Genomic DNA, 21988 nt, shown 5'->3' on the forward strand with positions numbered 1-21988 from the left:
ATGGCCGTCAACGCAGCAAACAGATATTGCCAGATGCCTTTTTGCGACCAGCGGTTATAACGATTGTAGACCGTGGTGGATGGACCGTAATCGGCAGGGCAATCTTGCCAACGACAGCCAGATTGAAGCACGTGAATGATCCCGCTGATGATGCGCCGATCATCTTCGCGCCGCCGACCCGCCGCACGGTATGGCAGATGCGGCTTAATCAGCGCCCATTGCTCGTCGGAAAGCCAGAATTGACCCTTCATGTTACGGAACTCCATATATTGCGTTCCAGATCATTGAATCTGTTAAAGGTTAATGAGTTCTAACCCTAGGTTTTCAAAAATCGGCGATAAAGTTGTAGCTTTGGATATGTGCTATAATGGCAAAACCGCTCCACTTTTTCTTAAGCAGAATCTCCCTGATGCACTAGAGAAGTCGAAATCAGGCTTGCTTTACTTCGATAGAAAAGAGGTTAGCAAAAGAGTCCGCGCTAAATTTAGATGCGTTAAACGAGAGAAGTCTGTTGCCCCCTCCGGATGTTCATTAAGCAATCTATGTGGCCACAAACTCTTTTTCGTGTTCACTCAGTTTTGCAAGGTCATCGCACGAAGAATCTCTAGAAAAGTAAACTCTGTTAGCGACAATGCGATAAGAAACTCATTAATTGAGCTATTCAAGCTCTTGGCAGACCACACCGTACAACAACACTACAAGAGCAGCCTCACCTCAATCTAGAAGCCCGGTCACCCCAAATACCTTCCTAAATGCTCCACCAGCATGCGGATTTTTGGGGATAAATGCCGATTGGTGGGGTAAAGTGCCCAGATGCCTTCGTCAGACGGCTGGTATTTGGTCAGAACCGGGACAAGATCACCACTCGCGACCCAAGGATCGACGTAATAGTCGGGCAGTTGCACGATCCCCATACCTTTACGGGCAGCATCAAGCAGCGCCTGCCCACTATTGGCATGGATGGAGCCATGAATGCGCACGGTGCGTTCGCGCCCGTCTTCTTCAAACCGCCAGTAATCAAGCGTTCCGACAAGGCAGTTATGGTGGGATAGTTCCGATAGCGAATAGGGCTCACCGCGTTTGGCGATGTATTTTGGCGCGGCACAGGCATAAAGCCGCCGGGTTGAAAGCTGCTGATGCATCAAGCCGCCCATCGCACCATCCAGTCGACCCAAACGGATGGCCATATCAAAACCTTCGAGCACCAGATCAAGTTTCTGATTGGTGAAACGACAGTGCACTTCAAGATCGGGATAGCGCGCAACGAAGTCATTGACCAATGGCGCAATCACGGTTTCGCCGTAGGTGGTCGGGGCGGTGATTTTAAGTTTGCCGCGCGGCACCTCGGTCAAATTGCCAATCGCGCGTTCGGCGTCTCCCAACCCATCGAGCAATTGTCGGCAATGCTGATAATAGATCACCCCGGCCTCGGTCGCGCTGACCTTGCGCGTGGTGCGGTAAAACAATTGCACGCCAAGCTTTTCCTCCAACGCCGTGACCTGTCGGCTGACCTGTGCGACGGAAATGCCAAGCTGCCTGGCCGCCGCAGTAAAGCTTTGGCGCTCGGACACGGCGATAAATTCGCTGATCCCGTCCCACGCATTCATCGCCATAATCCTTCGTCATTATTACGTATTGGTAAAAGTAAATTACCAAATCACAGGATTATCATTTTTGACGGAATAAATATACTGGTCGCATCCTTACATAAAAGCCGGAGTACGATCATGAGCGCCGAAACCATTACCTGCAAAGCCGCAATTGCCTGGGAAGCAGGCAAACCGCTGTCGATTGAAGAGGTTCAGGTTGCCCCGCCCAAGGCCGGCGAAGTGCGCATCAAGATCGTTGCGACCGGTGTGTGCCACACCGATGCCTTTACCCTGTCGGGTGACGATCCCGAGGGGATTTTCCCCGCCATCCTTGGCCATGAAGGCGGCGGCATTGTTGAGTCCGTCGGTGAAGGTGTGACCAGTGTGGCCGTGGGCGATCACGTCATTCCGCTCTATACCCCCGAATGTGGCGAGTGCAAATTCTGCAAATCGGGCAAAACCAACCTGTGTCAGAAAATCCGCGCAACGCAGGGCAAGGGCCTGATGCCTGATGGCACCACGCGTTTTTCCCAGAATGGCAAGCCGATCTTCCATTATATGGGCTGCTCGACCTTCTCGGAATATTCGGTTCTGCCGGAAATCTCATTGGCGAAAATCAATAAAACCGCCCCGCTTGAAGAAGTTTGCTTGCTGGGGTGCGGTGTGACCACTGGCATGGGGGCCACAACCAATGCCGCCAAAGTACAAAAGGGCGATTCCGTTGCCGTCTTTGGCCTTGGCGGCATCGGTCTTTCGGCGATCATTGGCGCGCAGATGGCCGGTGCGGGTCGCATTGTTGCCATTGATATTAACGAGTCAAAGTTCGAGCTTGCCAAGCAGCTGGGTGCGACCGATTGCATCAACCCGCAGAAATTCGACAAACCGATTCAGGAGGTCATTGTCGAGATGACCGATGGCGGCGTTGAATGGAGCTTTGAGTGCATCGGCAATGTCAATGTCATGCGCTCCGCCCTTGAGTGCTGCCACAAGGGCTGGGGTGAGTCGGTGATTATCGGCGTTGCCGGGGCTGGTCAGGAAATCTCGACCCGACCGTTCCAGCTTGTGACCGGGCGCGTCTGGCGCGGCACCGCCTTTGGTGGGGTCAAGGGCCGTTCGCAGCTTCCTGATTATGTTGAACGCTATCTTGCCGGTGAGTTCAAACTGTCGGACTTCATCACCCACACCATGAAACTTGAAGAGATCAACGAAGCATTCGATTTGATGCATGAAGGCAAAAGCATCCGTTCGGTAATCCATTACTGATCAAACCAAAACGTTTTGAATTATCACGCCAATGCCGGATTTAACCCCGGCATTGGCCGACAATCAAAAAGATCAGAGGAGCCCGAAATGGGTATTGAGAACGCGTCAAGCAACAAGGTCTATGGCGGCTGGCAAAAGCAGTACACCCACCCGTCCAATGTTCTGGGCTGTGACATGCGCTTTGCCATTTTCCTGCCGCCACAGGCAGGCAATGGCACCAAGGTCCCGGTGATGTACTGGCTATCGGGTCTGACATGCACCGACGAAAACTTCATGCAAAAGGCCGGTGCGTTTCGTCTTGCGGCCGAACTGGGCATTGCGATTGTCGCACCCGACACCAGCCCACGCGGCGATCATGTGCCCGATGACGAGAACGAGGCCTATGATTTTGGTAAGGGTGCCGGGTTCTACGTCAATGCGACGCAGGAACCCTGGGCACGTAATTACCGCATGTATGACTATGTCACGAAGGAACTGCCAAGCCTGATCAAGGATCACTTCCCGGTCAGTGACGATGCGGTGATTTCGGGTCATTCGATGGGCGGTCACGGGGCATTGATGATTGCGCTTCGTAATCCCGGCACATTCAAATCGGTCACGGCCTTTTCCCCGATCTGCAATCCGATCAATTGCCCGTGGGGCCAAAAGGCGCTGGGCAATTATCTGGGCGACGATAAATCAGTTTGGAAAGCATGGGACAGTTCGGAACTGATGAAATCGGCAACAGCGCCGGATGCGCAAACACCGGCCCTTGTCGATCAGGGCGATGCCGACGGCTTTTTGGCCGAGCAGCTTAAACCCGAAGTGCTTGAAGCAGCGGCCAAATCCTCAAGCTACCCGCTGACGGTGCGTATGCAGGATGGCTATGATCATAGCTATTACTTCATCTCAAGCTTCATCGAAGATCACATCCGCTTCCACGCCAAGCACCTTGGGCTTAGCTAACAAAGCGGATTGATTTCACGAGATCCGCAGCAATGCGGTTCCCCGGCACGCCATCTCGCCCAAAACTTGGTGTGCCGGGGGCTTTCTTTTGCGGCGCGATCAAGATGCCGTTTCATCAGGATCAAAGCTGCGCGCTTCAATCGCATCGGCCACATCATCGGCCATTTTAAGGGTTCGGATGAGCAGGGGCACGACCATGGCAAGGATGGATTTATCTAGGCCCCGTGCCCGTTGGGCGTCGCGGATTTCCGATGCCACGGTGGCGATCACCGGGATAAAACGCAGCACCATCGAAATCGCCAGGCTGACCTTTTCCGGATTAACGCCAAGCGGACGCAACGGCCCCATGGCGCGCTCCAGTGATGCCAGCATGGCGGATGTTTTGGTGGTTAGTGTCACAAGGGACGCGAACAATACAATTGCAGCAACGCGCGCAATGACAAGCAATCCGGCCTGCCAGTCATTGAGCCAAAGCTGCACGGCAAAAAAGATCAAAAGCAGCCAGAAGATCGGCTTCACCTGCGCCCAGATGACAGACGGGCCAAATCCACACAGCGGGTAGAACACCAGTACCGTTGTAAGGATAACTGTCACCACCGGCCAATCAGGGATCAGAAAAACACCGGTACCAAGGGCAATCATCGCCAATATCTTGATCCCGGCGCCTGCGCGGTGCAGCGGCGATGTCCCGTCGATATAAAGCCCGGCGATCATGCCATCATCTCGCGGTATTTTGGCAAGGCGTTGGCGGGCGTATCATCAAGGGCGATCTTGCCCTGATCAAACACCAGCACCCGGTCATAATCAGCAATCAGATCAAGATCATGCGACACCGTAATCACGGTTTGATCAAGCTTTGCGATGGCGCGTTCGACCCGATTGCGGTTGCGCAGATCAAGCAAGGTGGTCGGCTCGTCAAAAATGACGTATCGCGGGTTCATCACCAGCACCCCGGAAATCGCCAGAAGCTGCTTTTGCCCGCCGCTCAAAAGGTGGCTTGGATGGGTTTTGAAATCTGTCAGGTCATAGCGCGCAAGGATTTCATCAATGCGGCGATGAACTTCGTCCTTAGGCAATTTTAACGCCTTGAGACCAAAGGCGAGGTCTTCTTCAACCACCGGATAGACAATCTGATTATCTGGATTTTGAAAGACAAATCCGACATGACGGCGCAGCTTGCGCCCGTCCTTGGCCGGATTGAAATCATCGACCGTCACCGTACCGCTGGTCGCGGTTTGCAGCCCATTGAGCAAGCGCACAAAGGTGCTTTTGCCCGAGCCATTTGCCCCGACAACCGCAATCCGTTTTTCAGTCAGGGTCAGCGAAATATCGTGAAGCACACGTCGCTGGTCAAACTGCACAGAGACATTTTCAAAACGGATCATAAGGGGGTATCCGTGGGTTTTAAGGGCATGGAAGGATGCGCATAAAGGGTGCCAGGCATCGTCGCACATGGCGTTCCATGCGTGGCACCCATAAGACGTTAGCGCGCCTTGGAAATCAAGGGATAGGACCGCCGTACAGCAAGGCACGCCGCAACCGCAATCGCCACCTTGATCGCATCGCCAATCAGGAACGGTGCCGCCCCGACAGTTGCCTGCCAATAGCTGATGTCGGCGGCAACCGCCACCCACGCATTGCCGATGGCATACAGCACAACAATCCCGCCAAACCCGATGGCAAGGGTCGCTTTGATCACCGTAAGGTCATTCCAGAAGTGTTCGATCAGAAGGCCAATGACAAAGGCCGAAATGGCCCAGCCAAAGATGAAGCCACCGGTCACCCCGATCATCACGCCAAAACCACCGCGTCCACCAGACAGCAACGGCAAACCCACCGCGACCAGCACAAGAAACAGCACAATCGACAGGCCACCGCGCCGGGCACCCAAAATGGCCCCCGCCAACATCGGGCCAAGCGACTGTGCAGTTACCGGAACGCCGGTCACCGGAAGGGTAAGTGGCGGAAACAGCCCCAGAACTGCGGTCAAAGCCGCAAACAGGGCGATATAAACAATATCCTTGGTATTCATGTAACGGTTCCCATTCCCGTTATAAGACCGCCTTGCAATCAACCCCTTGCGCAAAACGACCTTTCGTTAACCGGTCCGCCCGACCGGCTCAACGGGCAATGGGATACCCGCAATTTTCCTTCCCGCCAAGCAAAATGACGCTTCTTTCGGACAAATGCCTTGGCTCATCCCGCAATAGATGCGCGATTTCAAAACGTTAGCCGTCATCGCCTTCGACAAAGGTTTTAAGCCGCATCAGTGCAGAATCCCAACGCCCGGCCACATGATCAAGATAGGCGCGCGCCTGTTTGAGTTGATCAGGGCAAAAGGCATAGTGGCTTTCGCGGCCCATCCGATGATTTTGCACCAGCCCGGCGGCTTCGAGCACGCGCAGATGCTTGGTCACGGCCTGCCGGGTCATGTCGGCATCATCAGACAGCACCGAAATTGATCGCGGCTTGCCATCCGACAGACGATCAAAGAGTGCTAACCGGGTGGAATCACCCAGAGCGGCAAAAATGACGGAAAAATCACCGTCATTTTTGCCATTCGCTTGATTATTTTCAGTTTTCGACATGTTTTTTGATGTTTTCCAACTGGGATGCCCAACCATGTGTGTTGGCGCGCAATGCTTCGGCAACCCGATGGGCGGGTAGATTGTCAAATCCGGTTTCGCGCACCCGAACCGATGTCTGACCATCGCCTTCTTCGAGCCAGAATTCGACCAGTGTTTCGGGCTCCCCACTGTAATCAACATCCGGGTCCACGGCATAGGGATGCCATGTATAGGCGAAATAGGCTGGTTCCTCCATCGCCTTGATGGTGGAATGCCACGGCACATGGGTGAAACCCTCAATCGTGATTTTGCCGGTTGAAACCTTGCCAACCTCAAACGGGGCATCAATCGCAAGACCAAACCACGTGCCAAATTCGGTATGACTGGTTAATGCGCGCCACACACGGGCACGTGGGGCCTTAATCTCGATAGACTTTTCAATCGTATTTGACATAACGCAACCTCCTGGTTGCATTTAAGATGCCTGAGCATTTTTTATTATGCAACTAAAAAGTTGCTCATTCTATTCTAAGCCCAAACCACAAACGCCCGACCATTGCTGGCCGGGCGATGTGTGCTCCCGTCATCCGCTTAATATTTGCGTCCATCTATCCCCATATCAGGACGCTGCGGATTGGCGGAGCCCCCCTGTCTCGATGATGAAATTCTTAACGTCTTCAAGGCCGTCCATCGCCTTAAGGTTGGTGAACAGGAACGGACGCGACCCACGCATTTTCTTGGCATCGCGGTCCATGACACCCAAATCAGCCCCGACCAATGGCGCCAGATCGGTTTTGTTGATCACCAGCAAGTCAGACCGTGTAATGCCCGGGCCACCCTTGCGCGGGATTTTATCACCGGCTGAAACGTCGATGACGTAAATGGTGATATCGGCAAGCTCCGGCGAAAACGTCGCGGACAGGTTATCGCCGCCCGATTCAATAAAGATCGCCTCAAGCCCGGCATGCTTGGCCGCCATGTCTTCGACTGCCGCCAGATTGATCGAGGCATCTTCGCGAATGGCGGTATGCGGGCAGCCGCCGGTTTCAACCCCGGCAATGCGGTCCGCATCCAATGCGCCCGAACGGGTCATGAATTCGGCGTCTTCGCGGGTGTAAATATCGTTGGTGATCGCCGCGATGTTAAATTCATCGCGCATGGCCTTGCACAGCCGTTCCAACAACGCGGTTTTACCGGACCCAACCGGGCCACCAATGCCGATACGAAGGGGTGAGCTCATGATCTAAATAACCTCGTATATTGGGTTTCGTGTTTCATCGATGTCCAGTCAACCATAGGGGCTGCCGCCCCCAGATCGGCCAAATCTGTTGCCATGGCATGATCCACGGCGATTGAGACGGCTTTATCAAGCGATGATAAGGACCGGACACCATCGGTCTGACCAAGCGGCACCAAACGCACTGCACTCGACACAAGGTTTGCCGCCATGGCATGTAAAAAGGCCGTCAGGGCTTCGCGCAATGGAACCGTGGCAACCGCCGCAGCAATCCCGACCGCAACGGGATAGGATGGCAGGCGATCATTACCCCGCATTTGATCAGCCCAGCGGGTCAGCACCCCATCGCCCCAGACTTTCGATACCGTGGAGACAAAGGCACGCCCCTGTGCGGTTGCTTCAAGCGCCATTTCCGATGTGCCGCGCCAACAGTCCGCCTCAACCCCGATGCCAAACAAGGCATCTTCATCGCCCGTAAGGGCGGCCCGCCATGCGGCACAAAACAGCACCGCATCAATCCGCCCGGCGCCAAACTCCAAAACACCCTCAACCCAGTTGATCAGGGTATCGGCCGAGCCAACCCGACCGTCCTCAACCGCATATTCCACACCATGCGAATAAGTATAGGACCCGACCGGAAAAGACGGGCTTAGCCACGTCATCAGGCGCATCAGACCCGCAGGGTTAAGCGTCAGGTTATCCGTGGTCATGTGGGATTCCTGCGGCATGGGCATGGGCGTGTTTGGGGTCATCATCCTGATCAAAATGATCGTTGCCATGGCTGTGGCCATGCGCACCGCCAAGCCCGTGATACGCGCCATTCAGCGGATCAAACGGCGCGATTTCATGTTCCACCACACCACCAAGGCCGATGATCATGTCGCGCATGACGTGATCGTCAATGATCCGCAAACGCCCATCATTCAAAACCTGAACCGGGGTATGGCGGTTGCCGATGTGCCATGCCAATTTGGCCGTCGCAATCGGCCCGGCTGCGGTGATGGTTAGGACCGGCTCATCCGCCGCACGCACGACAATCACCCCGCCCTCAGCCAGACGCAAACGATCCCCATCGGCCAGCCGCACCGCATGCGGCAGATCCAGCAGGAACGCATCGCCCGCATCATCATGCAGGCGAATACGCCGACGATGGCGGTCGGAAAACACCAGGGTCACCGTACCGCGCACTTCTGACGTATCGGCACGATCAACCGGGATATGTTCAATGGCATGACGCATGACGTTATCCATCCCAATCAGAACAGGAAATACCGCTGCGCCATCGGCACAGTATCGACCGGCTGACAGGTCAGAAGCTCGCCATCGGCCTTGACCTGATAGGTTTCAGGATCGACTTCCATTTTCGGCAAGGCGTCATTGAGCTTCATGTCTTTTTTGCCGATATTACGTGTGTTTGACACCGCCAAAAGATCCTTCGACAAACCAAATTCAGCCGCAATGCCAGCATCAATGCCCGCCTGCGACACGAACGAGAAGCTTGAGCGTGCAAGCGCACCACCATAGGCGCCAAACATCGGACGGTAATGCACCGGCTGCGGGGTCGGGATCGAGGCATTGGGATCGCCCATCGCAGCCGCCACAATCATCCCGGCCTTGATCACCATGTCGGGCTTCGTGCCAAAGAACATCGGCTTCCAGACCACCAGATCGGCGATTTTGCCAACTTCGATGGAGCCGACATGCGACCCGACCCCTTGGGCAATCGCCGGGTTGATGGTGTATTTCGCGACATATCGTTTGGCCCGGAAATTATCATTGCCCGCCCCGGCATCCTCGGGCAGTGCACCGCGCTGCTTTTTCATCTTGTCTGCTGTCTGCCATGTGCGGGTGATGACTTCACCGACACGGCCCATGGCCTGACTGTCCGATGAAATGATCGAAAACGCGCCAAGGTCATGCAGGATATCTTCGGCGGCAATCGTTTCACGACGAATGCGGCTTTCGGCGAAGGCGACGTCTTCGGGGATTTTCGGATCAAGGTGATGGCAAACCATCAACATATCGAGATGTTCGTCAATCGTATTGACCGTAAACGGACGGGTCGGATTGGTCGAACTTGGAATAACGTTGGCCTCCCCACACAGCTTGATGATGTCGGGCGCGTGGCCGCCCCCGGCCCCTTCGGTGTGGAAGGTATGAATGGTCCGTCCCTTAAACGCCGCACGGGTATGTTCGACAAAGCCGCTTTCATTAAGCGTATCGGTATGGATCATCACCTGCACATCAAGGTCATCAGCAACCGACAGGCAGTTATCAATTGATGCGGGCGTCGTGCCCCAGTCTTCATGCAGCTTAAGCCCGCAGGCACCGGCCTTGACCTGCTCAATCAGCGATCCCGGCAGGGTCGCATTGCCCTTGCCAAAGAACCCGATATTCATCGGAATGCCGTCTGCGGCCTGAAGCATCCGGGCAATGTGCCACGGACCGGGTGTGCAGGTGGTCGCATTGGTCCCCGCCGCCGGGCCTGTACCACCGCCCAACATGCTGGTCACACCGGAATAAAGGGCATCTTCAACCTGTTGCGGACAAATCCAGTGGATATGCGCATCAATGCCACCTGCGGTAATGATGTTGCCTTCACCGGCGATAATTTCGGTGCCCGGACCAATGATGATATCAACACCGGGCTGGATATCAGGATTACCGGCCTTACCAACGGCGGCAATACGGCCATCCCGAAGGCCGATATCGGCCTTGATGATGCCGGTATAATCAAGGATCAGCGCATTGGTGATCACGGTATCAACCGCACCATCGGCGCGCGTAACCTGTGACTGGCCCATGCCATCACGGATGACTTTGCCACCACCAAATTTGACTTCTTCGCCCAGTGTCGTGAAGTCCTTTTCGACTTCAATGATCAAATCAGTATCGGCCAGCCGGACCTTGTCGCCCACGGTCGGACCGAACATTGCCGCATAGGACGGACGATCAATTTCGTATGCCATTTCTCGTTCCCCCGCTTAAAGCTTGCCGTTGATTTTGGCGTTAAAACCGTAAACCGTGCCGGTCCCAGCGTATTTGACCAGATTGACCTCGCGCGATTGGCCCGGTTCGAACCGCACTGCACTGCCCGCAGGAATATCAAGGCGGAAGCCGCGCGCCGCATCACGGTCAAAATCAAGCCCCGGATTGGTTTCATAAAAATGATAGTGCGAACCAACCTGCACCGGACGGTCGCCGGTATTGGACACCGTGATGGTTTTGGTTTCACGACCCTCATTTAAAATCAGGTTGCCTTCTTTGGTAATGATTTCACCTGGAATCATAATCATAAGCCCCCTTAACGGATCGGTTCGTGAACGGTGACAAGCTTGGTTCCATCGGGGAACGTTGCTTCGACCTGAATGTCGTGGATCATTTCGGCAATGCCATCCATCACCTGATCGCGTTTGATCACGGTGGCCCCGTCGCGCATCAAATCGGCAACCGATCGACCATCACGGGCACCCTCGACAACGTAATCAGTGATGATTGCGATGGCTTCGGGATGGTTAAGTTTTACACCGCGTGCAAGGCGATTGCGCGCCACCATGGCGGCAACCGAAATCAGCAGTTTGTCCTTTTCGCGTGGCGTCAAATTCATGCCTGCTTCCTCCTTGGATCCACCATTTTAAATCTCCCACAAACGCGGCAAGCGTTCGGGAAGCCCCCGTGTTTTATGGCGGAACTGTTTCCACCATGCGCCGTAAACCCGGCGCAATTTCATCGGATCACGCGCCATAAAGCGCACAATCACAATTCCCTTCATCGCGGTTGCCGCACACAAAACGGCCGCGTCATCCAGACCGTCACACGCCTGTGTTAAACACACCCGCGCATCATCCAACTGATCCTCGGCACCGTGACCAACCAAAATGGCCGTCGCCGCAGCACGTGCGCCATCAAAGGCCGCCGCGTGATTGAGCATCCGCAACACATCGCCCTCAAGATGCAGCGCATCACGCCAGATCGGGCGCCCGTCAATCGACACATCCCATGCATCGCGGGCAAGTCCCGTGGTAAATACTTCGCCGCGTGCAAGACGGCCAAACACCATCATTTCCCCGGCCATGACCATGCCGCTGCCGGTTGCAGCCACGGTTGTTTTGCGCCGCAAGCGCGCCTGATCAAACAGGATGGTTTCATGGGGCAACCATTCCAGCCAGCCACCATCGCCAACGCCCAGATCAACCGACATCTCACAATCAAGCCCAGCAGACCGGTAAATCTTTTCCGCTGCCTGGGCGGTAAACAACGCAGACGCACCGTCCGAAACGCGACCTTCAAACGCCAGCTTATCGCCACCGACCATGCCACCCGATGTGGCGACCAAAACAGCCGTGGTCAGATCCCCTGCCACAGGGCGCGGGAACAGGATTTTCATCGGATCGCGGTAATACAGATGATCAAGTGCCGCATGCCCGCCCTGATGGGTCGGGCCGGTTCCCGTTCGGAACGTCACCTCGGCGCGGCCATCGGTTTTGATGCGCGCGTTCTCTGCGGTCAGTTCAGTATCCGCGTTTTGAGGGGCGGAGATCGGGGTTTCGAGTTTGCGAAGTTGCACAAGGCCACCTGATGATTTGGTTCTTTACGTGAACCTGATACCGTTTTCCGGCAATTCCATCGGCCATAACAGCAAGATGCGGGCCAACCAGACAATCCATCGCAACCGACGGATTTCCGGCCCCGTTTAAGCGCGCAAATCACCCCAAACCTGCGCAAATTTTCGGCAAATGCTGATCAAACAGTCAGATAAGCCCGGACTTTTTCACGATCCAGCGTGTCCTTTGATCCGGATAAAACCACCTCGCCACGTTCCAGAACGACAATCTCATCGGCCAGTTCATGGGCAAATTCAAAATACTGTTCGACCAGAAGGATTGCCATATCGCCACGATCCGCGAGCTGTTTGATCACGCGCTGGATATCCTTGATGATCGATGGCTGAATGCCTTCGGTCGGTTCATCCAGCACAAGCAATCTGGGTCGGGTGACAAGGGCACGCCCAATCGCAAGCTGCTGTTGCTGCCCACCCGAAAGATCGCCACCGCGACGCCCCAGCATGTCACGCAGAACCGGGAACAGTTCGAAAATCTCATCGGGGATATGACGCATGGCACGCGGCAAGGCGGCAAACCCGGTTTCAAGGTTTTCCTTCACGGTCAAAAGCGGGAAAATCTCACGTCCCTGCGGGACAATAGCGATACCATTGACTGAACGCCGCCATGATGGATCGCGCGAGATATCCTTGCCTTCCCATTTGATGTTGCCATCCGCAATCGGATGCTGACCAACGACCGCGCGCATCAGGGATGTTTTACCCACCCCATTACGACCAAGCACGGCGGTGACTTTGCCCGTGCTTGCACTCAGCGACACTTTGCGCAGGGCATGGGACGCACCATAGAACAGATCAATATTGCTAACATCGAGCATGATTAAGTCTTTCCCCTAGCGTCCCAGATAAACTTCAATGACCCGCGGGTCTTTTTGCACGTGATCAAGACGGCCTTCGGCCAGCACCGATCCTTCATGCAGCACGGTTACCTTGCAATCAAGGTCACGGACAAATTCCATGTCGTGCTCGACCACCACCACTGAATATTCCTTGGCGATTGTGCGCAAAAGCTTGGCGGTTTCTTCGGTTTCAGAATCGGTCATACCGGCAACCGGCTCATCGACCAAAAGAAGTTCAGGTTCCTGCATCAACAGCATCCCGATCTCCAGCCACTGTTTCTGCCCATGCGACAGGTTGGCGGCCAACTCATCGCGCTTTTCATCAAGCATGATGGTGATCAGCGTTTTCTCGATCTTGATCTTTTCGGCACTCGAAAGACGATGGAACAGGGCCTTAAACACCCCACGCCCGCCCGAACAGGCAAGCAGGAGGTTGTCAAACACCGTATGGCTTTCAAATACGGTCGGTTTCTGGAACTTGCGCCCGATGCCAAGATTGGCGATGTCGGCTTCATCCAGTTTGGTCAGGTCGGTTTCGCTTTTAAACAAAACGTCCCCGGTATCAGGCCGGGTTTTACCGGTGATGATATCCATCATCGTGGTTTTACCCGCCCCGTTCGGGCCAATGATGGCGCGAAGCTCGCCCGGTTCGACATAAAACGACAGATTATTGAGCGCACGGAAACCATCAAAGGTCACCGACACCCCATCGACATAGAGAATGGTTTCAGCACGGGCACTTTTAACCTGCGCGTCTGGTTTGATATCCATGGCTTCGCTCATGCTTTGCCTCCTGCACTCAGGCGTTTTCGCATTGACGATAGGATTGATTGCCTGTCAGGCGCCCCGAATGCCGGAACCGCGCCAATCACCCCTTTGGGCAGAAGCAAGGTCACCGCAATAAACAACCCGCCAAGGAAGAACAGCCAGAAGTCCGGCATTACCCCGGTAAAGAAGGTCTTGGCATAGTTGACGATAAACGCGCCAAGCACCGCCCCATAAAGCGTGCCACGCCCGCCAACCGCGACCCAGATGACGATTTCAATCGAAAGGGCCGGGGCAAATTCGCCCGGATTGATGATCCCGACCTGCGGCACATAAAGCGCACCGGCAATTCCGGCCATCACCGCCGAAATGGTAAAGACAAACAGCTTGTAATATTCAACCCGGTAGCCCGTAAACCGCACCCGGCTTTCGGCATCACGAATTGCGATTAAAACTTTGCCAAGGCGTGACTGGGTAATGCCGCGCGCCACGATGTAACAAATGCCAAGAAACACACAGGACGCGACAAACAACCCGGCCCTTGTGCCATCCGATTGCAATGAATAGCCCAGCAAATCCTTAAAATCGGTCAGGCCGTTATTGCCGCCAAACCCCATATCGTTGCGGAAAAACGCCAGCAACAGTGCATAGGTCATGGCCTGCGTAATGATCGAAAGATACACGCCGGTCACGCGTGATCTGAACGCCAGGAACCCAAACACAAAGGCCAGCAGTCCCGGCACAAACATCGCCATGACAATGGCAAACCAGAACATGTCAAAGCCGTACCAGTACCACGGCAATTCGGTCCAGTTCAGGAACACCATGAAATCGGGCAATTCCGGGTTGCCATAAACCCCGCGATCACCGATCTGGCGCATCAGGTACATGCCCATGGCATAGCCGCCCAGCGCAAAGAATGCCCCATGACCCAACGACAAAATCCCGCAGAAGCCCCATATCAGATCCACGCTAAGTGCCAACAGCGCATAGCACAGATATTTGCCCAAAAGGCTCAGCATCCATGTCGGCACGTGGAAGGACGAAGTTTCAGGCACCAACAGGTTTCCAATCGGCACCAGAATGGCTGCGGCAATCAGGATCGTAAGCAAAATCATGCCCCCGCGATCCTTAAGCAACCAGCCCACGACCGGCGTCATTTGATATTTTTGACTGTAATCGGTCATGTATCAGGCCTCCACCGCGCGGCCCTTAAGGGCAAAGAGCCCCTTGGGTCGTTTCTGGATGAACAGGATCAGCGCAATCAGCACAAAGATTTTGGCCAATACCGCACCGGCAAATGGTTCAAGGAACTTATTGACGATGCCAAGGCTGAACGCGCCCAGAACCGTGCCCCAAAGATTTCCGACACCGCCAAACACAACCACCATGAAACTGTCGATGATATAGGTCTGACCAAGGTTCGGACTGACGTTTGAAATCTGGCTCAGCGCCACCCCGGCAATCCCGGCGATCCCCGATCCCAACCCAAAGGTCAACGCATCGACATAGCCCGTACGTATGCCAACCGACCCGGCCATGCGGCGGTTCTGGGTGACGGCGCGCATTTGAAGGCCAAAGGCGGTATAGCGCAGAACGCAGGCAATCCCGGCAACCACAATCAGGCTGAACAGAATGATCCACAGCCGGTTATAGGTCAGGACCAGACCGGTCGAAAATTCAATCGCGCCACTCATGAAATCGGGCGCTGTCACCTGTTGGTTGGTGGCACCGAAAATCGTTCTGGTGGCTTGCTGCAACACCAGACTGACACCCCATGTCGCGAGAAGGGTTTCAAGTGGCCGACCGTACAAGAAACGAATAACGCAGCGTTCAATCACAACGCCGATCATACCGGCCACCAAAAACGCGGCAGGCACGGCAATGATCAAAGACCACGGCGAGCCAGACGGCAGAACCGAACTTAAAATCTGCTGCACGACAAAGGTGGTATAGGCGCCGATCATGATCATTTCGCCGTGGGCCATGTTAATGACCCCCATCACGCCAAAGGTGATGGCAAGCCCGACGGCGGCCAGCAACAAAACAGAGCCCAAACTGATCCCGCGATAAACATCGCCAAGTGTTTGCCAGTTTGAAAGACGGCCTTCGACATCGTCCAATGCATCCTGCGCGGCAGTCACGACTTCGGGTTCAATCCCCTCGGCCTCGGCACTGGCAACAAATTGCGACAGAACCGCGCGAATTTGCGGGGTGGTTTCACTGGCCAGAACGTCGATGGCAGCCAACCGTTCCTCGGCATTTTCACCCGCGGCCAAGGCCATGGTCGCGCGCGCCAAATTCATCCGCGCCAGAAGCGTTTCATCGTCTTCGCGCTCAATCGCGCGTAAAAGCAACGGCAACATCGCCGGATTACGGGCATCCATGATCTGCTCTACGGCAGCGGTTCGCACGGCATGGTCGGGACTAAACAGGTTCAGGGTTGCCAGCGCATCGCGAAGCGCCCCGCGCAGCCGGTTGTTGACCTTGATTTTATCAAGTTCCTTGGATGAACTTTCCCCGGCTTCTTCACCACTGATGATGTCGATATGGGTATAGACCTTGCCCTTTTTGGTCGCGATCACGACATGTTCGTCGCTGTCACGGACATAAAGGTCACCTTCGAGCATTGCCTTAAGGATTGGCGCGACGCGCGGATCGCCGTCTGCGGCCATTTCTTCGATGATGGCAACCTGTTTGGTCGAACTTTTGTCATTGAGTTGTTCGGCAATATTGCGCAGTTCCTCGTCGCTAAAGGCCTGCGCAACATTGGGGAAAACCACAGAAAGCATCATCAAACAGGCAACCACACCACAAATCCGGGCAGTAAACCGGCGCATCTGCATGATGGAAAACGGGGAACGGCGCAGCACTGAAAACATGTCATTGCGCATGATCACCAAACCTTTGTATTCAATATGGAAAATGGGGAAAATAATAGATCAGACGATGGCGGCACCCTGGCCTGCCTGACAGCGAACAGGCCGGTCGCGTTCCCACGACCGGCCCGCCCAGCACCGATTAGTACATCGGTTTTTCACAGTTGCCGCAGACCCAAGGATAGGTCCAGTCGGCGGTCAGTTTTGCGCTTTCTGGCAGGAAGTCCGACCATGCATCGCCAACGACCGTACCTTCGGTTTCCCAAACGGTGTCAAACTGGCCATCGTCCTGAACTTCGCCGATCAAAACCGGCTTGGACAGGTGATGGTTGGTGTTCATGACAGCCATACCACCAGTCAGGTTTGCAACTTCCTGGCCATACATGGCCTGACGCACGGCATCAACATCGGTGGTGCCAGCCTGCTCAACAGCCTGTTTCCACATGTTAAAGCCGATGTAGGTTGCTTCCATCGGATCGTTGGTGACACGTGCGTCATCACCAATGAAGGCATGCCATTTTTCGATAAAGGCCGTATTGGCATCAGACTCAACCGACTGGAAGTAGTTCCAGGCAGCAAGGTGACCAACAAGCGGCTTGGTATCGATACCAGCAAGCTCTTCTTCACCGACAGAGAACGCAACAACCGGAATGTCTTCGGCTTTGATGCCCTGGTTGGCGAGTTCCTTGTAGAACGGAACGTTCGCATCACCGTTAATGGTCGAAACCACGGCGGTTTTCTTACCGGCTGACGCGAATGCTTTTACATCCGCAACAATCGACTGCCAGTCGGAATGACCGAACGGGGTGTAGTTCTCCATGATGTCTTCATCAGAGATACCCTTACCGTTCAGGTAAGACCGCAGGATTTTGTTGGTGGTACGCGGATAAACGTAATCGGTACCAAGCAGAACAATACGTTCTGCAGAACCGCCGTCTTCGCTCATCAGGTAATCAACAGCCGGAATGGCCTGCTGGTTCGGCGCGGCACCGGTATAAAATACGTTGCGCGAGCTTTCTTCGCCTTCGTACTGAACCGGATAGAACAGCATGCTGTTCAGCTCTTCAAACACCGGCAGAACCGATTTACGCGAAACCGAGGTCCAGCAGCCAAAAACAACATCGACTTTATCTTTTTCGATGAGTTCGCGGGCTTTCTCGGCGAAAAGTGGCCAGTCGGATGCCGGGTCAACGACCACAGCTTCGACCTGCTTACCAAGCAAACCACCATTTTTGTTCAGATCATCGACCAGCATCAGGACAGTGTCCTTCAATGTGGTTTCAGAAATCGCCATCGTCCCCGAAAGAGAATGCAGCACACCTACCTTAATGGTATCTGCTGCTTGTGCGGCTGACATGGTCATAACAGACAATGCCAAGGCCCCAGCGCCCATGAGCGCTTGAAGCTTCTTATTCATTTATAGCCTCCACTGCGAGTTTATTGCACCACAGTGGTACTAGCTAAAACCGTGCCAGAATCACCCTCTTATGGAATAAAATCAAGAATCGAGGGATTCCCACGCAATATCCAACTATTTTACATCGCAGTTTCGGAAAATATTTGCGTGGACCACATTTTATCTGACCATTTTTCAATCATAGATTAAAATTTGATTATTTTTTAATCACATTGACGCACCTGCCACCAGCCCCTATTTCAAGGGCGGAAGTTTCGCCACCGCTTGCGGTTATTGCACCACAATCCCGCCTTGCCATTGGCGGCTTCCCGCCCTGCGGGTTCGCCCGCAGGGCGTTATCCGTTCAACGTCAAAATCATTCCGCTGCCAGAAGGTGATCTTCAGGGGCGATTGACGCAATTACATTTCGGATTTGATCGCGCAACCAAACCAGCCCGACGTCCTTGTCGGTCCAGACCGCCCAGTTCATCGTCACCGGTGGAAATGCGACTTCAATTGGCATCTGGCAAAAGCTCAACCCAAATAACGGGGCATACTGGGTGGCAATACGGCACGGAACCGTTGCGATAATCGGTGCATTGCGCGCCGCAGCCAAAAGCGGCATGAAATCAGGGGCCGCCATGACGACGTTCAAATTGATCCCCAACCCCTGCAACGCATCGCCGACACATCCCGCAACGTTACCCGTCTGCGACAACACCGCGTGGCGTGACGCCAGATAATCCTCACGCGACAAAGGGCGGCTCAACTTAAGGAGATTGGGGTTAAAGCAGCACGCCACTTCGGACTTAAAGAGTACCTCGCCGAAATAGCCTGATTGCAACGGGCTTTTACATCCGATTGCCAAATCGATCTCGCCATTATTGATCATCGTATCAACCCTGTCGGTGGTGATCGTGCGGCTTAACAGCTTGGTTCCCGGTGCGTGTATCTGCAAATGACGCAACAACACCGGAAGCAGGATCATTTCCATTTCGCCGGTCACCCCCAACCGAAAAACGCGTTCCGCCGTTGCCGGATCGAACCGGTCCGTTGCCTGAAGCGCATTTTGCGCCTGTGACAAGGCGGTCCGGACGGGCCCGGCCAATGCACGCGCCTTGGCGGTTGGTTGCATTTTCTGCCCGACCCGCACAAACAGATCGTCCTGCAACAACACGCGCAGTGTTGATAAATTGTGACTCATGGCCGATTGCCCAATCCGCAATTTTTCGGCGGATTTGGTCACGCTAAGCTCTTGCATCATTGCGTCAAACGCAACCATGAGGTTGAGATCGAATGACCGTAAATTGAAATGATCAATATTATCCATGACCCGCATCGATTTGATTACTGATGAAATGGACTATACATTTTGCCCATAAACTTACAACCCGCCGGTTTGCCCGGCATCTTTAGGAGGAAAAGATCCATGTTATCACGTCGCGACATGCTCAAAGGGTCATTGGCCGCCGCCGCCATCGGTGCAGTTGGCAGCACCGTATTTGTCCCCCTGCGTGCGGATGCCAAGGCCCCTTTGGCCGGTACACAGGCACCGGGGTATTACCGCCTGATGGTCGGGGACGTCGAAATCACCGCCCTGTCGGATGGTACCGGCCATTTCCCATTGGCCGATCTTTATCTTAACACCACGCCCGAACATGCCCGTACCGCCCTTGCAAATGCGTTTCAGGGCACGCCGACACATGTATCGGTCAACGCGTACTTGCTGAATTTCGGGGATCGGCTGGTGCTGCTTGATGCGGGCACCAGTGACTTGATGGGCCCTGCCCTTGGCAAACTGCCGGCCAACATCATCGCATCGGGCTATCACCCCGATCAGATTGATGATGTCGTCATCACCCACATCCACACCGACCATACCGGCGGGCTGACACTCAATGGCAAAAAGGTCTTTGCCAATGCCACGGTCCATGTGCCGAAACTTGATGCGGATTACTGGCTTGATCCGGCCATCCGCGACGCAGCCCCCGATGAAGCCAAGGCATTCTTTGATCAGGCGGTCTCGGCCACCAAACCCTATGTCGACAGCAGCACGCTCAAAACCTATGACGCCGATGCGCCAGCCCTTCCGGGCTTGGTCAACACGACCCATCGCCCCGGCCACACGCCGGGCCACAGCGCGCTGTGGTTTGAAAGCAAGGGCGAAAAGTTTGTCTATTGGGGCGACATCACCCATGGCGACATCCTTCAGTTCGACGAACCGGGCGTTTCAATCGCCTTTGACGTTGATCCCAATCAGGCGATTGAAACCCGCGAAGCTGCCTTTGCCGAGGCGGTCGCGGAAAAATATCTGGTTGCTGGCTGTCACATCGCATTCCCGGGCATCGGCCATGTCCGCGAAGATGCCACGATGTATGACTGGGTTCCGATGAATTATCGCAGCGACGTCTGATCCCCCATCCCCGCCGGGTCTTTGCCCGGCACGTCAACGCAAAAGGGCGGCCGCATCACGCGACCGCCCTTTTGCGTCATCAACCAAGATTGGTGATTATTCCGGCATGCCCGCACGTATCCACTGGCCAAGCTGGGCACGTTCTTCGTCGGACATTTCCGTGATATTGCCAAGCGGCATGGCCCGGCCAATCACGGCCTGTGCCAGCACACGCTGGGCATTGGCTTCGATCTGGGCCAGATCATCAAACATCACGCCCGCCGGGGCTTCATCGAACCCTTCGTCACGCGGGTTTTGCGAATGACAGCTCGCACAGCGTGTTTGAACAATCGCCAACGCATGATCAGCCGTGATGATGTCTTCATCCGCAAGCTTGACCGCATTAGGGTCATAGGATGCAAACATCGCCAAAACCGCCATGCCCACACCGGCTGCCGGAAGCTGCCAGACAATTGCCTTACCCGTCCCGCCCGCATTGCGCGTGTTAAAGAAGTGCCGCACTAGCCCGCCAATAATCAGGATCAACCCAACGATCAACCATGACTGATCGTGCGAAAACAGCATCGAATAATGGTTGCTGATCATCATCAGCAACACCGGCAGGGTCAGATAGTTATTATGGGTTGAGCGTTGCTTGGCCTGTAGCCCCAATGCCGGATCAGGCTTTTCCCCGGCCATCAGGCTGGCAACGACCTTTTTCTGATTGGGGATGATGATGCGAAACACATTGGCGGCCATGATCGTACCAATCATTGCCCCAACATGGATAAAGGCCCCACGCCCACTAAACACATGGGTAAAGAAATAAGCCGCCACCATGATCAGGATAAACAGGGCGACCGCAAGCTTACCCGTACTTTTGCCAATCGTACTTTTGCACAGGATGTCATAAATCACCCACCCGGCAAACAGGCTGCCCAGCCCAATCAGGATCGCATCCATCTTGGTCAGCGCCAGAACACTTGGGTCGATCAAATAGCTTTCGGCACTCCAGTAATACATCGTCACCAAAAGTGCAAAACCGGTCAGCCAGGTAAAGTAAGCCTCATACTTGAACCAATGCAGGTCGGCTGGCATGGATTTGGGCGCAACCATCCATTTATTGACGTGATAAAACCCGCCGCCATGCACCATCCATGCTTCGCCGTAGACACCCTCATCCATGTCTGGCCGCTTGCGCAAACTCAAGTCCAGCCAGACAAAATAAAACGAAGATCCGATCCAGGCGATGCCCGTAATCAGATGCGCCCAGCGCAGGATCAAATTGATCCAGTCCTGAAACAGAATATCCACGGCGTTAGAAACCTCCGTCTCGCCCAAGGCAGATGACGATCACGTCATGCTTGGGCTGCCCCTCTTTTGGGAATGATACCGGCGCCGCTTATCCCCACGCAGACCAAGAATCATTCCAATCACTCTCTTATTCAGTCCTACCATAGGCGTCAGAGCTCCTCTATTATTAACGCCCCGAGCA

Annotated in this window: 24 protein-coding genes; 3 read left to right on the forward strand and 21 right to left on the reverse strand. The window is 54.6% G+C overall.

The window, feature by feature from the left end; genetic code table 11:
• On the reverse strand, nt 1–266 hold a 266-nt coding region (locus tag K355_RS0112955; RefSeq protein WP_022732574.1), incomplete at its 3' end, for a transposase.
• 465 nt (nt 267–731) lie between these two features.
• Nucleotides 732–1607, reverse strand: a complete 876-nt coding sequence (locus K355_RS0112960; protein ID WP_022732575.1) for a LysR substrate-binding domain-containing protein — start codon at nt 1605–1607, stop codon at nt 732–734.
• A gap of 120 nt (nt 1608–1727) precedes the next feature.
• Between K355_RS0112960 and K355_RS0112965 the strand changes: the two genes are divergently transcribed.
• The gene (locus tag K355_RS0112965; protein WP_022732576.1) at nt 1728–2852 is read left to right on the forward strand and encodes an S-(hydroxymethyl)glutathione dehydrogenase/class III alcohol dehydrogenase; all 1125 of its coding nucleotides are present in this window, start codon (nt 1728–1730) and stop codon (nt 2850–2852) included.
• Nucleotides 2853–2939: 87 nt separating this feature from the next.
• Nucleotides 2940–3797, forward strand: coding sequence for an S-formylglutathione hydrolase (gene fghA, locus K355_RS0112970; RefSeq protein ID WP_022732577.1), 858 nt, complete (start codon nt 2940–2942; stop codon nt 3795–3797).
• 99 nt (nt 3798–3896) lie between these two features.
• Here fghA and K355_RS0112975 read toward each other — a convergent pair whose 3' ends face one another.
• The 18 genes from K355_RS0112975 to K355_RS23970 all read right to left on the reverse strand — a co-directional run bounded on the left by K355_RS0112975 (nt 3897) and on the right by K355_RS23970 (nt 19431).
• Nucleotides 3897–4511: an energy-coupling factor transporter transmembrane component T family protein gene (locus tag K355_RS0112975; RefSeq protein WP_022732578.1), complete on the reverse strand. Its 615-nt coding sequence runs from the start codon at nt 4509–4511 to the stop codon at nt 3897–3899.
• Nucleotides 4508–5182: an energy-coupling factor ABC transporter ATP-binding protein gene (locus K355_RS0112980; protein WP_022732579.1), complete on the reverse strand. Its 675-nt coding sequence runs from the start codon at nt 5180–5182 to the stop codon at nt 4508–4510. The genes K355_RS0112975 and K355_RS0112980 overlap by 4 nt, the downstream gene beginning before the upstream one ends.
• Before the next feature lie 98 nt (nt 5183–5280).
• Nucleotides 5281–5829 carry a biotin transporter BioY gene (locus K355_RS0112985; protein ID WP_022732580.1) on the reverse strand — a complete coding sequence of 183 codons (549 nt, stop codon included), beginning with the start codon at nt 5827–5829 and terminating at the stop codon, nt 5281–5283.
• Nucleotides 5830–6025: 196 nt separating this feature from the next.
• Entirely contained in the window at nt 6026–6385 is a 360-nt protein-coding gene (locus K355_RS0112990) for an ArsR/SmtB family transcription factor (protein ID WP_022732581.1), read from the reverse strand.
• Nucleotides 6372–6818 carry an SRPBCC family protein gene (locus K355_RS0112995; protein ID WP_022732582.1) on the reverse strand — a complete coding sequence of 149 codons (447 nt, stop codon included), beginning with the start codon at nt 6816–6818 and terminating at the stop codon, nt 6372–6374. Before K355_RS0112995 ends, K355_RS0112990 begins: the two co-directional genes overlap by 14 nt.
• Before the next feature lie 165 nt (nt 6819–6983).
• Nucleotides 6984–7604, reverse strand: coding sequence for an urease accessory protein UreG (gene ureG / locus K355_RS0113000; protein ID WP_022732583.1), 621 nt, complete (start codon nt 7602–7604; stop codon nt 6984–6986).
• Nucleotides 7601–8311, reverse strand: a complete 711-nt coding sequence (locus K355_RS0113005) for an urease accessory protein UreF (RefSeq protein WP_022732584.1) — start codon at nt 8309–8311, stop codon at nt 7601–7603. Before K355_RS0113005 ends, ureG begins: the two co-directional genes overlap by 4 nt.
• A complete protein-coding gene (locus tag K355_RS0113010; protein ID WP_022732585.1) occupies nt 8298–8840 on the reverse strand; it encodes an urease accessory protein UreE in 543 nt (180 codons plus the stop codon). The genes K355_RS0113005 and K355_RS0113010 overlap by 14 nt, the downstream gene beginning before the upstream one ends.
• Nucleotides 8841–8857: 17 nt before the next feature.
• Nucleotides 8858–10570 carry an urease subunit alpha gene (gene ureC / locus K355_RS0113015; RefSeq protein ID WP_022732586.1) on the reverse strand — a complete coding sequence of 571 codons (1713 nt, stop codon included), beginning with the start codon at nt 10568–10570 and terminating at the stop codon, nt 8858–8860.
• A 15-nt stretch (nt 10571–10585) separates the two neighbouring features.
• Complete coding sequence (locus tag K355_RS0113020; RefSeq protein WP_028791580.1) at nt 10586–10891, reverse strand: urease subunit beta; 306 nt, start codon at nt 10889–10891, stop codon at nt 10586–10588.
• A gap of 14 nt (nt 10892–10905) precedes the next feature.
• On the reverse strand, nt 10906–11208 hold the full coding sequence (locus K355_RS0113025) for an urease subunit gamma (RefSeq protein WP_022732588.1): 303 nt from the start codon (nt 11206–11208) through the stop codon (nt 10906–10908).
• Between the two features lie 27 nt (nt 11209–11235).
• Entirely contained in the window at nt 11236–12168 is a 933-nt protein-coding gene (locus K355_RS0113030; protein WP_022732589.1) for an urease accessory protein UreD, read from the reverse strand.
• 176 nt (nt 12169–12344) lie between these two features.
• Nucleotides 12345–13040: an urea ABC transporter ATP-binding subunit UrtE gene (urtE, locus tag K355_RS0113035; RefSeq protein WP_022732590.1), complete on the reverse strand. Its 696-nt coding sequence runs from the start codon at nt 13038–13040 to the stop codon at nt 12345–12347.
• Nucleotides 13041–13055: 15 nt separating this feature from the next.
• Complete coding sequence (gene urtD, locus K355_RS0113040) at nt 13056–13844, reverse strand: urea ABC transporter ATP-binding protein UrtD (RefSeq protein ID WP_022732591.1); 789 nt, start codon at nt 13842–13844, stop codon at nt 13056–13058.
• The gene (gene urtC, locus K355_RS0113045) at nt 13841–15013 is read right to left on the reverse strand and encodes an urea ABC transporter permease subunit UrtC (protein ID WP_022732592.1); all 1173 of its coding nucleotides are present in this window, start codon (nt 15011–15013) and stop codon (nt 13841–13843) included. The genes urtD and urtC overlap by 4 nt, the downstream gene beginning before the upstream one ends.
• A gap of 3 nt (nt 15014–15016) precedes the next feature.
• Nucleotides 15017–16720, reverse strand: coding sequence for an urea ABC transporter permease subunit UrtB (urtB, locus tag K355_RS0113050; RefSeq protein ID WP_022732593.1), 1704 nt, complete (start codon nt 16718–16720; stop codon nt 15017–15019).
• Nucleotides 16721–16847: 127 nt separating this feature from the next.
• Complete coding sequence (gene urtA, locus K355_RS0113055) at nt 16848–18122, reverse strand: urea ABC transporter substrate-binding protein (protein WP_022732594.1); 1275 nt, start codon at nt 18120–18122, stop codon at nt 16848–16850.
• A 355-nt stretch (nt 18123–18477) separates the two neighbouring features.
• Nucleotides 18478–19431, reverse strand: a complete 954-nt coding sequence (locus K355_RS23970) for a LysR family transcriptional regulator (RefSeq protein WP_033368876.1) — start codon at nt 19429–19431, stop codon at nt 18478–18480.
• Between the two features lie 99 nt (nt 19432–19530).
• Between K355_RS23970 and K355_RS0113065 the strand changes: the two genes are divergently transcribed.
• Entirely contained in the window at nt 19531–20514 is a 984-nt protein-coding gene (locus tag K355_RS0113065; RefSeq protein WP_022732596.1) for an MBL fold metallo-hydrolase, read from the forward strand.
• 96 nt (nt 20515–20610) lie between these two features.
• Here the strand turns inward: K355_RS0113065 and K355_RS0113070 are convergent, their stop codons facing one another.
• Nucleotides 20611–21807 (reverse strand): urate hydroxylase PuuD, encoded by a 1197-nt coding sequence (locus K355_RS0113070; protein ID WP_022732597.1) that lies wholly within the window; start codon nt 21805–21807, stop codon nt 20611–20613.
• Between the last annotated feature and the right edge of the window lie 181 nt (nt 21808–21988).

Origin of the sequence: Thalassospira lucentensis MCCC 1A00383 = DSM 14000 (genome assembly GCF_000421265.1) — a bacterium.
Lineage (GTDB): Bacteria > Pseudomonadota > Alphaproteobacteria > Rhodospirillales > Thalassospiraceae > Thalassospira > Thalassospira lucentensis.